The sequence below is a fragment of the Sphingobium sp. Z007 genome, from assembly GCF_900013425.1.
GTDB lineage: Bacteria > Pseudomonadota > Alphaproteobacteria > Sphingomonadales > Sphingomonadaceae > Sphingobium.
This window is the reverse complement of record NZ_FBXK01000001.1, coordinates 211,149-224,194: the sequence shown is the minus strand read 5'-3', so window position 1 is coordinate 224,194 and position 13,046 is coordinate 211,149. Positions and strand designations below refer to the sequence as shown.

Annotated in this window: 14 protein-coding genes; 6 read left to right on the top strand and 8 right to left on the bottom strand. The window is 58.5% G+C overall.

All coding sequences use genetic code 11. From position 1 onward, the window contains the following. Positions 1-3 precede the first annotated feature (3 nt). Positions 4-2,136 carry an Atxe2 family lasso peptide isopeptidase gene (locus tag CEQ44_RS01020; RefSeq protein WP_088184968.1) on the top strand — a complete coding sequence of 711 codons (2,133 nt, stop codon included), beginning with the start codon at positions 4-6 and terminating at the stop codon, positions 2,134-2,136. A gap of 7 nt (positions 2,137-2,143) precedes the next feature. Here the strand turns inward: CEQ44_RS01020 and CEQ44_RS01015 are convergent, their stop codons facing one another. Next, complete coding sequence (locus tag CEQ44_RS01015; RefSeq protein WP_140419364.1) at positions 2,144-3,901, bottom strand: asparagine synthetase B family protein; 1,758 nt, start codon at positions 3,899-3,901, stop codon at positions 2,144-2,146. Next, the gene (locus tag CEQ44_RS01010) at positions 3,898-4,206 is read right to left on the bottom strand and encodes a lasso peptide biosynthesis B2 protein (RefSeq protein WP_088184970.1); all 309 of its coding nucleotides are present in this window, start codon (positions 4,204-4,206) and stop codon (positions 3,898-3,900) included. The genes CEQ44_RS01015 and CEQ44_RS01010 overlap by 4 nt, the downstream gene beginning before the upstream one ends. A 256-nt stretch (positions 4,207-4,462) precedes the next feature. Here CEQ44_RS01010 and CEQ44_RS01005 point away from each other — a divergent pair, with 256 nt between their 5' ends. Next, positions 4,463-5,812, top strand: a complete 1,350-nt coding sequence (locus tag CEQ44_RS01005) for an IS1380-like element ISSp1 family transposase (protein WP_013039775.1) — start codon at positions 4,463-4,465, stop codon at positions 5,810-5,812. A gap of 306 nt (positions 5,813-6,118) precedes the next feature. Here CEQ44_RS01005 and CEQ44_RS01000 read toward each other — a convergent pair whose 3' ends face one another. After that, positions 6,119-7,162, bottom strand: coding sequence for an IS110 family transposase (locus tag CEQ44_RS01000; RefSeq protein WP_256960009.1), 1,044 nt, complete (start codon positions 7,160-7,162; stop codon positions 6,119-6,121). Between the two features lie 222 nt (positions 7,163-7,384). Here CEQ44_RS01000 and CEQ44_RS00995 point away from each other — a divergent pair, with 222 nt between their 5' ends. Next, positions 7,385-8,584, top strand: coding sequence for an IS256 family transposase (locus CEQ44_RS00995; RefSeq protein ID WP_088182655.1), 1,200 nt, complete (start codon positions 7,385-7,387; stop codon positions 8,582-8,584). 67 nt (positions 8,585-8,651) lie between these two features. Here CEQ44_RS00995 and CEQ44_RS23835 read toward each other — a convergent pair whose 3' ends face one another. The 5 genes from CEQ44_RS23835 to CEQ44_RS00980 form a co-directional block, all read right to left on the bottom strand. Beyond that, positions 8,652-8,996, bottom strand: coding sequence for a hypothetical protein (locus CEQ44_RS23835; RefSeq protein ID WP_140419277.1), 345 nt, complete (start codon positions 8,994-8,996; stop codon positions 8,652-8,654). Between the two features lie 53 nt (positions 8,997-9,049). Then, positions 9,050-9,181, bottom strand: coding sequence for a benenodin family lasso peptide (locus CEQ44_RS23830; RefSeq protein ID WP_140419278.1), 132 nt, complete (start codon positions 9,179-9,181; stop codon positions 9,050-9,052). A gap of 175 nt (positions 9,182-9,356) precedes the next feature. Then, positions 9,357-9,971, bottom strand: coding sequence for a GntR family transcriptional regulator (locus CEQ44_RS00990; RefSeq protein WP_088182656.1), 615 nt, complete (start codon positions 9,969-9,971; stop codon positions 9,357-9,359). An 18-nt stretch (positions 9,972-9,989) separates the two neighbouring features. After that, a complete protein-coding gene (locus CEQ44_RS00985; protein WP_088182657.1) occupies positions 9,990-10,400 on the bottom strand; it encodes a helix-turn-helix domain-containing protein in 411 nt (136 codons plus the stop codon). A gap of 151 nt (positions 10,401-10,551) precedes the next feature. Then, positions 10,552-10,989: a hypothetical protein gene (locus CEQ44_RS00980; RefSeq protein WP_066764204.1), complete on the bottom strand. Its 438-nt coding sequence runs from the start codon at positions 10,987-10,989 to the stop codon at positions 10,552-10,554. 400 nt (positions 10,990-11,389) lie between these two features. Here CEQ44_RS00980 and CEQ44_RS00975 point away from each other — a divergent pair, with 400 nt between their 5' ends. The 3 genes from CEQ44_RS00975 to CEQ44_RS00965 all read left to right on the top strand — a co-directional run bounded on the left by CEQ44_RS00975 (position 11,390) and on the right by CEQ44_RS00965 (position 13,044). Beyond that, a complete protein-coding gene (locus CEQ44_RS00975) occupies positions 11,390-12,139 on the top strand; it encodes a DsbC family protein (protein WP_254913967.1) in 750 nt (249 codons plus the stop codon). 196 nt (positions 12,140-12,335) lie between these two features. Then, the gene (locus CEQ44_RS24185) at positions 12,336-12,650 is read left to right on the top strand and encodes a hypothetical protein (RefSeq protein WP_176400221.1); all 315 of its coding nucleotides are present in this window, start codon (positions 12,336-12,338) and stop codon (positions 12,648-12,650) included. Between the two features lie 127 nt (positions 12,651-12,777). Further along, positions 12,778-13,044 carry a type IV conjugative transfer system protein TraL gene (locus tag CEQ44_RS00965; protein WP_043153801.1) on the top strand — a complete coding sequence of 89 codons (267 nt, stop codon included), beginning with the start codon at positions 12,778-12,780 and terminating at the stop codon, positions 13,042-13,044. Positions 13,045-13,046: the final 2 nt, after the last annotated feature.

The window sequence follows — 13,046 nt, the reverse complement described above, 5'->3', positions numbered from 1 at the left end:
GACATGAGATCTGTTGCCCTGCTGGCGGCATGCGCCGGCGTAATCGCGGCTGCTTCTCATGCAGAGGCAGCCACCCCTGAAACTTCGCCGGCTTGCCGCAATCTCCTTGATGATGGCGCAAACGGGCATGCTGACAAGCGCGGTGTCACGACGACCGATCTGATCGGTTTGCGCGATATCGGGCCGAACTTCGGCACTGATCTGCCCGAAAGTCCCTTGGCGCTGTCGCCCGATGGCAAGCATCTCGCCTTTGTCATCAGCCGGGCGGATCCGGTGTTGAATGACTATTGCCAGGCGCTCGTAACAATCGATGCTGAAAGCCATGCCCCAGCCCAGATTGTCGACATGAGCAATGGGCTAATTATCGGCGCACCGACCATTCGTGGCTTGCGGATGATCAACGGATCACCGATCGTCAACAGTCCGCACTGGTCACCAGATGGCCGCTATCTCGCCTATTTGGTATCGATTGAGGGTATCCCTCAAGCCCGTGTCATATCGGTTGAGAGAGCAACCGTCCTATTTACAACGACTTCCCAAACAGCGGTTCGCCAGGTTGCATGGACGGCGGGCGGGAAGCTGCTATTTGGGAATGAGCCTGAAGCTGCGCGGCTTGAAGTTGAGATCGACCGGCGAGGCAGAGATGGTTTTCGCTATGATGACAGCTTCATACCCAATCGAGAGGCGCGCCCATCCATTCGAGCGCCCGTTCCGACCGAATTTCATTCTTCTACGGCCAGTGGCACCGATATTCGCCCAGCGAGCAGCGAAGAGCTTGCCACACATACGGACGCTGCGCCTGATCGCCCATCAAATGGCCTCATCCAATCCGTGGCGGGAGGAGGAAACGTCACAGCCCAACTCGTGCAGCGGGAACCAGCAAGTCTCACGTCACCCATCGACCTTTGGTTGCAATATGGCGATGGGCAAAGGCGCCGATGCGATGATCCAGTCTGTGCGGGCGGCATCCTCAAGATGTGGTGGACCGGGAATGGACAGAGGCTCCTCTTTCTTCGGCGGGCCGGCTGGGGAAACAGCGAGTTGCAACTCTACAGTTGGGACACGCGATCTGCCCCAGCCATCATACTGAAAACGCATGATCTCATCACCGGCTGCCAGTTGGCATCCACCACGCTTATTTGCCTTCACGAAGCGTCCAGCCAGCCGAGGCGGATCGTTCAAATCAACACAGATACTGGTGTCTTGACGACGCTGTTCGATCCCAATCCATCCTTCCATAAGTTGAGGAAAGGAAGCGTCGAACGACTGCACTGGACCAATGATGTCGGTATAGAATCCTTTGGCGACCTGGTTCTGCCCCGCAATCGCCCTCGCAACGGTAAAATGCCGCTGATCGTCGTGCAGTATCTCACCAGGGGCTTCCTGCGTGGCGGTGTGGGCGATGAGTATCCGATTTTTCCGTTTGCCGAGCAGGGCTTTGCCGTTCTCAGCCTACAAAGGCCGGCTGACTACTACACGACGGTCAAGGATGGTTCGGTACGCACTGCGCTGGAAGCTCAAGTGTTGAACCAACGCAACTGGAATGACCGACGCAGCGTCCAATCTGCCTTGATAAAGGGGATTGAGTTGGTTGTCTCTCGGGGGAACATCGACACGAAACGTATAGGCATTACCGGCCTGAGCGATGGCGTATCGACGGTGCAATTTGCATTGGTGAATTCCCCTGGTCTGTTCGCGGCGGCGTCCATCTCGACGGGGTTCCAGGAACCTAAATCGACACAAATTTACGGTGGGTCGGCCTGGGCAAAGCAGCTTGTCGCTATGGGCTACCCGCCCTTGAACGAAGATCAGACAGAATTCTGGTTGAATACGTCCATTGAACGCAACATCGACAAAATCAATCTACCAATCCTCATGCAGGTCTCAGACAACGAATATCTGATGGCGATGGAGAGCTACGGGATTCTGAAAGCTTATAATCGACCAACGGAACTATATGTTTTCCCAAATGAAAATCATATCAAAAACGGCCCCGCGCATCGTTTAGCCATCTATGCCAGGAACATTCACTGGTTCAAATTCTGGCTGGAACGGGAAGAAGACGCATCAATCCAGAAGAGTTCGCCCTATGAACGATGGGACTCCCTGGCGTCGCGGAAGGACAAAGTGCCATAGAAAATCTTCATTGCGCCTTCACAGCCGCGACCCATGCTTCAACATCGACCAGTTCGAGGATTCGGAAATGCATGTGATTATTCCCGTCTCCTTCCAACTCGATCGCTGCCTCAACCGATGAGCGATCGATGAGTTTGACCGCTGCGAGATGTCCCCCGAGAAGCATATCTCTGATTTTGCTCCGATTGCGTTCAACCAGTCGTTGCAGGAAACCGTCAGGGCCACCTTTCGTTCTCCGGTGGAGGATCGAGTCAGGTAGGCGGGATTTGAACGCCTTTCGGACAATTGATCTGTTTTCGCCTTCCATGCAAAAGAACCAGGAAGGAATGCGAAGACACGTCTCGATGATGGGCTGCGACATGAGGGGATTGATCATTGGCAGTACAGTTTCCCTCCTGAAGCCCTCAAGATGGTTTTGTATCTGGATGAGATAGGCAATATGCGCTGCCTTGCCCGGCAATTCACCGACCGGTACATCCAGCCACGGATGCGCAAATTGCACGCCCGACCGGTTTACAAAATCCCGATTCAGTAAATCTGCCTTTGGTTTCCAGCGATATTGCGGATTGCGCAACCACGCGCGGCGTGACGCTAAGGCTACACAGCGTATGATGCTGGTTTCTGCCATGTCAGCGATTTCTGCGGCGGTCATCAATGTCCCTCGCCCAACTCCTTCAAAGAGAAGACGATCCGCTATCGGGAGAACCGATTGCTGAAAACAAAAGACGTTGTCGCCACCGGATCCATTGAAAAACGCTTCGGCACCTACCGCGCTGGCGACAGCACAATAGGCCTGATCTCCTGACTGGGCAAAGGACCTCGCCAACGGCCGAGGCAAATGAGCGGCATGGCTCATTTCGAGATCGGTATCATCGGTGTTAAAAAACATCTCCTCAAGGGGAATATCGAGGAAATTTGCGATTTCACGAGCGTAGTAACGCTCATCGCCGGCACTCTCATCAGTTACGAGCGTCAGGCCTGTGACCTTCGCTCCTGCGTGAACAGCGACAGCCGCTACAATCGATGAGTCGAGCCCGCCAGATAGTCCGACAACCAGATTCTGAAACCGTGAGGCCCATGCACCTATAGCGGAGAAAAGCGTCGCTCGCAGATCCGATATCGCCTCTCCCGGATCGTCATAATACGCCTGTCGACCTGCATAGGCCCAAGGCTGCCACCTTTGCGCCAGCCTGCTCTTCCCTTGCTGAATGCTCAACTGAAATCCAGCCGGAATTTCATTCAATTCAGCAATGCATGTCCGACTCGTTCTCAGATTTGTGAAATACAGATGCTGGCCCAACTGTTCGTCGTCTGTGACATAGTCGAGAAGACCTGCTTGGCAAAACAGCCCCATATCGGAACCGAATGTCGTCATGCCCGATGATTTCATATAATAACATGGCATCCCACCTGACGGGTCACGGAATACAGTGGCTTCGTCACGATCCTCATCGTAAAGAATCGTAACATATGAGCCCCAATATTTTTCGAGGAGAACGGCTCCATCCTTGGTAAATACGTCGTCGGCGTCTACAGGATCGAGGAGATCGACTGGTCTATTTGTGCTATCTCGGCGATAGAGCCACCCCAGCAGGACAGCCGTTCTCGGCGGCCGGGTAACAATTGCCACCGGCTGATCGGAAAAAAACAGGAAATTTGGGCGGATTACCGCCGGACTCAATCCGGTGGAGGCTGTCAGTTCAGCCGCTCGCACATGGCATAAATTGTCCGGGCCCGACAAGGCCAGATAGCGGGCGCGCTTCACAGGATCAGCACCGGCACATATTCACGCGCCTTGTCGCGATGGTCGCTGACGCTGCTTTCGCCCTTTTGAACCCAGCAATGCGCGCCGAATGGGCCCGTACGGACGCCGATTACGAGATTGAATGGCACACCATATCTGGTCAGGGATCTGGCAAGTGCGAATGACCGCACCAGACAACGGTTTTCGGCCGAGAGAAGCAGATCGATGAGCCGGTAGGATCCAACCAAACTGCTAATATTACTGGAGCATTCTTGCCCACGACTTAGTTGAATCCGTCGTTGCAACTTTGCGACTGCCGCAGCCAACCCCGCCCGGTTGTGTCCCGGGAGGTTCTCTAATCGCCACTGTCAACAGCTGACCTCTTTGCGGTTCGTCACGCGCGCTGGGCTCCAGGGTTCTCTCCGCGGTCGTCGCGCTGGACGCCGCATGTTAGCCCGCCTTATTCACCAAAAGTGTCCTGAAGGGTTGGCGGGAGTGGCGTAAGCCTCTGATCTGAATTAGGAACTGGGTGTCTAAGCCGAACCTGCCGCAGGGCAGAAAATGCCACGGGCCACACCCGCCATGAACGATGATATCGCAAGCTCATTTGGATTCCCAGCAGTCGGCCGCAAGAAAATCACAGCTGCGTTCGACGGTGGCCGGCTTACCTCGGATGGCGGTGTTCTACTGCTTGCACAGGCCGAGCGCGCGATGGGGATTTGCCAGCGCCTGGCGGCTTGTATTGCCGATCCGCGCGATCCAGCGCGGGTGATCCATCGCCTGGATGACATTCTGCGTGCCCGTGTGTTCGCGATTGCGTGCGGCTATGAGGATGCCGATGATCTCGATGCTCTGCGCGACGATCCAGGCTTCCGCCTGGCGCTCGGCAAGCTGCCGGAATCGGGCGCGGGGCTGGCCAGCCAACCGACGATGAGCCGGTGGGAAAATGCACCGACTACGCGCGAACTGGCCAGCATGATGGCCGCGATGATCGACATCTACTGCGCCAGCTATCCCGCCCCTCCGACAGCGGTCACGCTGGATATCGACGACACGTGCGACGTCGTGCATGGCTATCAACAGCTCTCGTTCTGGAACGGGCATCATGGGGAGCGCTGCTTCCTACCGATCCATATCTACGACACCGCGACCGGCAGGCCGGTGGCCATGCTGCTGCGCACAGGCAAGACGCCTTCTGGAAAGGAGGCGGCGGGGCACATCCGACGCCTGGTGCGTCACCTGCGCCGTAATTGGCCCGATACCCACATCACTATCCGCGGCGACGGGCACTATGGTCGACCCGAGGTCATGGCCTACTGCGATGCGGCCCGCGTCGATTACGTGTTCGGCCTGCCCACCAATTCAGCGCTGCGCGCCGATCCCGCCATTGTTGCGGTCGCCGATGCCTGCGCGGTCAAGCGCGCCCAGCGTCAGTGTCCCGTCCTGCGCAACTATGCCGAGACCCGCTATGGGGCAAAGACCTGGAAGTGCCAGCGTCGCGTCGTTGCACGGATCGAGGCCAGCACGCTGGGCATGGACATCCGCTATGTCGTCACCTCGTTGGCAACAGGATCGGCCGAGCACATCTACGACACGCTCTACTGCGCGCGTGGTCAGGCCGAGAACCTGATCAAGCGCCACAAGTCCCAGCTCGCCAGCGACCGAACCTCGTGCCGCTCGGCCAATGCCAATCAGATGCGCCTGATACTGCACACTGCCGCATACTGGCTGCTATGGCGCATCCAGCAGGCGATGCCCAGGACCGCTGCTCTGGCAAGCGCGGAGTTTACCACCTTGCGCCTGCGGCTGCTCAAGGTCGCTGCGCGCGTCGTAGAAAGTGCTAGCCGCATCCGCATTGCCTTCGCTTCCGCCTGTCCGGATGCCGACCTGTTCCGCGCCCTCGTTCTCCGGCTGAAGCCTGCGCCGACGTAGCCCATGCGGCAGCGCCGCAGAACTCCGAGCCCAGCCCTTCAACCCGAAAAGCCCATCAATCCGAATGCGGTGAAACAAACGCCAGCGATGCCGGTCGTCCGCGCAATACAGCCAGCCGCAGCAAATGCCCAGAGCGGGCCCGAAACCGAGCGTCGTGAATAAGAGAGGTTAGCGTTCAAAGTAGGGTGAATCTAAGTGGTGTGCGCGGTCCGTGCCGCACTCGCGGGAACGATCTCACCCTCGCTAAGCGTCCCAGCGGGACGCGTTCTGTCGCGCTTGAGTTCAGCGTATTGCTTCGGATTTGGATCAGGCCATGGCCGCCTCCCGGAAGGTCGTGTTGGTACGCCACATTGCGTGCAATGTTACCGCCAGCTTCCTGGCCAGGGCGACTTTCGCTTTGCGAGGCCCGGTTCGGCCTGCGATCGCCTGTGCCCACTCACGCAGGCGAGGGCCGCCAAGCTTTCGAGACAAGATCGCATTTGCTGCTTCGTACAGGCATTTTCGAGCGAACCTGTCACCGCTTTTCGAGATGCGCCCGTTCCGGCTGATTTCGCCAGATTCGTAGCGCCTTGGCGTCAGACCGAGATAAGCGCCCGCGCTGGAAGATCGGTTGAAGCGTTCGGCGTCGTCGAATGCTGCAGTTACCGCCATCGCGGTGATCGGTCCGACTCCCGGCGCTGTCATCAAAAGACGTACCGTACCATGCTGTTTGGCTACCGCCCGGATTTTGCCATCGAGAGCGGCAATACGGGCTAGAATTTCACTCCGGGCGTGCATCAACGCTTCAAAGATAGGTATGAGCTCCGGTGCGACTGCCAGCTCGCCTGTGATGATCTCCGTCGCACGGCGTTTGAAGCCCCCAACCCGTTTTCCGAACATCACGCCAAACGTTTTCAGCAACCCTCTGATCTCATTTTCAAGCTTCACACGCATGCCAACCAGCGTATCGCGCGCTGTCAGCATCGCCCGGTTAACATAGGCCTCATGACTCTTTATCCGGGCAGCCTTGAACCAACCTGTGCGGACAATCTGAGCCAAGCCGCGAGCATCATGTCTGTCGGTTTTATTTGGCATCATTTTGAGGACCGCATTAGCGTGACGCGCATCCAGGCAAATGATCGGGACACGCCGCTTCGTCAGCGCGTTCCAGAGCCAGACGGCAAGGGGACCTGTCTCCATTCCCACCCGTTCGACATCCGCGGCGCGCTTCGCTAGCCAGTCGGCTATCGCGTCAGGGCAGGTCGGCACCTTCGCCTCCGCGAGAATCTCACCTTCCGCCCCAACCAGGCAAATCGCCGTCTCCTCCTGTGACACATCCAGTGCTGCAAAAACTCCCATAACGTCCTCCACGTTCGACTCCGGCCGAGCGCCGAAGCGGCAATGACATCCTACCGCAACAAAGCGGAGGTCGAGTGTGGCGATTACGTTAAGTGGTGTAGCTTCCGCCGGTAGCGAAGCTGACCGGACGCGCGCTCACCGATAAAGCGCTGTAGCGGCCGGTCAGTTTCGCGGGTGGTCATCGGCGAACTTCGGTAAGTTTGGGTTGCAACACTCAACTCACGGAGACTACCGATGACCGCTGACAAGATGGACCTGCACGCCCTGGTTGGGAAGAGTGCGGACGGCGATTTTCTGCGCGACATGATCGGCTTTGCCGCGCAGCGGCTGATGGAACTGGAAGTGAGCGGCCTGACAGGCGCTGCCTATGGCGAGAAGGATGCCGAGCGTCTCGCACAGCGTAACGGCTATCGCGACCGGGATTGGGAGACACGCGCCGGCACCGTCGAGCTGCGGATCCCCAAGCTGCGCAAAGGCACGTATTTCCCCGGTTTTCTCGAACCGCGCCGCCTGGCGGAGAAGGCACTGACCGCCGTCATTCAGGAAGCCTATATTCAGGGCATATCGACCCGGTCGGTGGACGATCTGGTCAAAGCCATGGGAATGAGCGGCATTTCGAAGAGTCAGGTCAGCCGGCTGTGCGAGGAGATCGATGTCCGTGTGAAGGCCTTCCTCGATCGCCCGATCGAAGGCGACTGGCCCTACCTCTGGATGGACGCGACCTACATAAAGGTCCGGCGGGCCGGCCGCATCGTCTCGGTCGCCGTCATCATCGCCGTCGGCGTCAACAGTGACGGCCGGCGCGAAGTCCTCGGTATGGCGATCGGCCATTCCGAAGCGGAGGTCTTCTGGACCGACTTTCTGCGCAGCCTTGCCCGCCGCGGCTTGCGCGGCGTGAAGCTGGTCATCTCCGATGCCCACGAGGGCATCAAAGCATCCGTCGCCAAGGTGTTCAGCGCAACCTGGCAACGCTGCCGCGTCCATTTTATGCGCAACGCCCTGGCCCATGCGGGCAAAAGCGGCCGCCGGGTCGTGTCGGCGTTCATTGCCACCGCCTTCGCCCAGAACACCCCGGAAACCGCCAAAGTCCAGTGGCGCAGCGTTGCCGATCAGCTACGCCCCACCGTGCCAAAACTCGCTGCTCTGATGGACAGCGCGGAGGAAGATGTGCTGGCCTATATGACCTTCCCAGCGCAACATCGCACAAAGCTGCACAGCAACAACCCGATCGAGCGGCTCAATGGCGAGATCAAGCGACGCACCGATGTCGTCGGCATCTTTCCCAACGAAGAGGCTATCACCCGTCTCGTGGGCGCGATCCTGCTGGAGCAGAATGATGAATGGGCGGTCCAGCGCTCCCGCTACATGACACTTGAGAGCGTCTCGGGATTAAGCGATAATGCCATCATCACGTTGCCTGCCATGGCAGCATGATCAACCCGGCTTAGCCGGAGATCGCCTAGGCTACGCCGGCGAAGCTACACCATCAAGTGGGACACGATCACCCCGCCCGGCGTATTACGGCAAAAGCCCATAGCTGGTCGATGACAGCAACCATGACATGCCTCAAGGAAGCCCGCCTTTGCTCATCAAAATAGGATGCAGTGATAACCGGCATATTTCCCGTTGGCGCTATGGTGGAAGCGCATCCTCCTTCACAAACAAGACCGGATTCGAGCAATATTTCGGCGTCGCCCGGTATAGCCATCTGCCCCTGTTCCAACCGCAAAAGAGCAGCGCTCCCACGAGGTGACAGCTTGAAATAGCGATTATGATCCAGATCCAGGATCAGTGGGACTGAACCGACCCAGGCGTAGGAAACACCCGATCGAAGAATATACGCCATGAGCAATTCTCTAATTGTTTGGCGCGCAAGCACCGCTTGCGCGCCATAGTTGCTCAGTCGTCGGAGAGACCGGACTGCAGCTTCTGCTGCGCTTGATCAATGCTCACGCCGTTGTTGCCCTTGGTCTGCTCGATCGCCGGGCCGAGATCGATCAGGTCGATGTCCGAATGGTTGTCGCGTTCCATACTTACCTCCTTCTTGGACTTGCTGCGAAGTTGCAGCTCCTGGAAGGTAAATCAGGAGACGCCTGATCAGCGATCTTATAAGGTCGCATACGCGAGATTAACTGGTACTGCCCCTCGAGCAGGCCATTGTTGACGGTGATGGTACCATATAAATATCTGATTTTATTGATCGTGGTTATAAAGAGATTGCTTCCCATATCCTGCCCACGCGACGGATTCGTCGTCGGTGGTAGGCCCAAAGAACCTCAAAACGGTCGGGACCTCGACCGGAAATGGTCGCGATCCCGACCGCCTGGAGTTCGTCCGCAAGGTTGCGCAATACCCGAACTTCCCCGAGACGGGCGATGTGGAGTCGCTCCGTCGCCGATCGAAGCGCCCTTCTATGTTCATGATCGCCGGAAGCCTGTGCGATCGCCTGAAACAGGTTCGTTGCCGCCATCGCTACTGCCTGCCCTTCGACTTGCATCCCGACATAGGGTTTTGCGTCGAAGTCAATGTCCAGACGGTTTGCCTTGAGTACCAGGCGTACCAGGTGACCATGCCAGCGGTAGAGATCGCGCAAGGCATCGGTTGTTATCGTCGGCAAACGATAGCCACCGCCAAAAGCAATCTCTAGCATATGCTCGCCGACGAGACGCTGCGCCGCGTCGCGCAGGGGTGAGACCGATACGCCATATTCGGCGGCCAGCGCTCTCTCGTTGAGGATAGCACCGGACGCGAACCGCCCGGCCATGATATCGGCCTTGAGGAGCAGATAGGCCCTTTCGGCCAGGACGGGTTCGGGAGACATGCCGGACTGCGCCGTTCATCAAGCCGGCCGTATGGCAGCAGCCCCGCCCCTTGAAGCGAGTCGTGCGACAGCCGTTGCCTGATGACGGCTCACGACGTCAAGAATGTCGCGTTCCAGATCCCACAGGTCGTCCTGGAGAAGAAGTTCGTCAGGTATCGCCATCTTGTGCTCCACTGCGAAGAGGAAAATAAACAGGTGAGACGCCGTCATCCGTAGCGCATGCGCGCAACGGATATGGTCCTCAAGCGAGGCCGTGCCGGCCCCGCCCTCGAGTTCGCGGATCCAGCGTTCAGTGCGGCCGACAGATTTTCCGAGGCTACGCTGAGAAATTCGGTCTCTGCGTCGCCACCGTTCGACGAGCTTTCCGGAAAGCTCCTTGATCGATGAGAATATGTCACCATCGATCGCTTGGGGACTTTGAAGCGTCATCTGCAGGTCTCCCTGTCAGCGGCTCAAAAGTCCAAGTCACATCGCCTATGCGTGGCAATTTGTTGTAAATAAAACCGATCGTCAAGATACAGATCATTGCGCATGCGAGACCAATTTCTGGCAGCCGCTCGAAATTATCCAGCGTCCGCGACTATCGGGGAGAACGACGGGCAGAACGCCCGGTCTTGAGGGGCATTTCGCGGAAAGATTGGATGACCTTGATGTCTTCGGCTTCCTGCATGTGGATCAGGGCCGACAGGTAGAGTCTCCAGACCTGTGGCAAAGGATGGATGGCCTCCGACCTACCTGCGGCTTCGACAATCTCATCGACGAGGCGTGAGAGGGTGTTGGAGGTACCGACATGTCGAACTTTACGTCCGCCAAGACGGTCCAGCTTCGGGTCAACCAATTCCGCGATGAGATCGTCCGCCGCACATTGATGGAGAAGATCGACGGCAATGAACAATGTTGTTCCATAAGGCAGAAAATCTCCGGCGAGATGACATAGCCGGCAATGGCATTGCAGGAACAGATGGATGCCCTCGTCGGACAGTTGAAGCTTGTAGGCCCTAGACTGCTGACTCCCCATAGTCGTTCTCCCGGCGCAGGCAGCGATTCTTTCGCGGTCGATATGCCTGCGAGGTTATCGACTCTGCGCGAAGTGAGCGATCCCGGGACAAGGAACAGAAGGTGAAACCGGAAATATACTTCCGGTTTGCGGAAGTGAATTTCCGATAACCGGAACTGAAGTGCCTCAAACCGGAAGTGAGATTCCTCCCCCCTTGTGCGGGGAATGGATTTCTCGCCACTCAAGACCGTGTCGAGACGGCAGCAAGGGCGAGAATTTCCGAGTGATCGGCAGCCTGCATCCGCCTCATGCCCACCCAGGGAGAATTGCGGTTATGACCAGAAAGCATTCCAGTCGCACGGCGATGCTCGTCGCTCTCTTGACGGGCATTATGCCCCTCCATGGCGCGGCAGCGCAAGGCATGTCGCCAGAAAGGCACGAACCTGCCCGAAGCACACAGGGCTCGGCCTCGCTGCACGAGGCTGCCGCCGAAGCCCAGGTGAAACTGCAGCAGACCTTCACGAACCTGCAGTTCGAGGATTTCGGTCCCGCCCCGGTCGAAGGACCGATCTATCAGGCTATGGCGGGCGGAAAGATCGTCTATTATGCGCCACGGAGCGAACATCTGCTGTTCGCGACGGTCTATGACCGCAACGGCGTCAATCTAACCGCGCTGGCGCAGGAACAGGCTGCAACGCGGCGGCTGAAGGCAATCGATCCTGGCAAAGCGCTGGCGATCGGCCCTGTAGATGCCCCCACCGTCATCGAATTCACCGACCCCGACTGTCCCTATTGCCAGGCGCTGGATCGTTTCTGGAGCGCCAAGGCGGTGGAGGGCAAGCCGGTGAGACGTCTCATCTTCTTCGTAAGCGGCATTCACCCGACCGCAGCGGCGAAGGCGGAACATATCCTCTGCTCGCCCGATCGCGCTACAGCCTTCAAGGCAGCCTATTCCGGTCAGACCCCGCCCGTGCTGCGGCAATGCGCCGCTGGCCATGACAAAGTGGCTGAGGACGCCGAACTGGTCGCCAAGGTCGGCGTCTCGGGGACACCGACGCTGATCGCCGACGGCAAGCTTATTTCAGGCTTCCAGCAGGCTGAACTCGAGGCATTTCTTGACCGGCACGCGAAGTCGGCACCGGCAAAGGCTGTGTCCGATGTGCAGCGCTGACCTGAAGCGCGCCATCGGGGCGACGCACATTCTCATTCCGGAGGGCATCCCGCCCGGCCTCAACCGTGCCGGTCTGATGAACCAGGATGCCGGCGGCGGCGGGCTCATGGAGCCGTCCACCGACGCCCCGGCCGACACCGATCCTCTTTCGATGCCGGCAGGCTTTCGTTGGACGGCTCCTCTTTGGAGCAATGCCATGATGCGTACACTCGGTAACAAGGCCCTGGCGGTGGCCAATCTCGGCCTCCCTTTAGGCGCGATGGCCCTGATGGGCGGTCCCGCCCATGCCTTCTCGGCGCCCGCCCAGGGCGACCTCGGCTACGATATCTACGATATCGTCGTGAACCAGGGCGTGAAGGGCCCGATGGGCTTCGTGGGCGGCGTCGCCGCCTTCCTGTTCGGCGTTTCGCGCCTCTTCTCGAACATCATGATCGGCATCCCGACCATCGTCGCGGCGGTCTGCCTGATCAAGGCGGATTCCATTCTCCAGACCTTCGGGATGGTCGTCTGAGACGCGCGGCAGGACTGCGCCCCGGCTGACCGGGGACATGCCTATGCCGCCACCAAGCTGGGGACCGATGGTCGGTCCCCGGAAACCGGCACCTTCACAGGTGTCATGAAGCAGGAGGAGAAGGGCAATGGACGAACGCCTTCCGCAATATCTGCATCGGCCGGTCCAGATTCTTTGGTTCGGATCGGACGAGTTCCTGCTCGCGACCTCGAGCATCTTCGTGGCCGCGATCGTAGGCGGACTTGTCGGCTGGGCGCTCATCGCCGCCCTTCTCCTTTTCATCCCGTGGAAGCGGACCAAGCCCAGGGGCTATTTGCCTCATCTCGCCTGGCGCTGGGGCCTTGTATCCTTCCCCTATTATCCGGGTCCCACGCAGACCCGGTTCTTCGAGTAGGC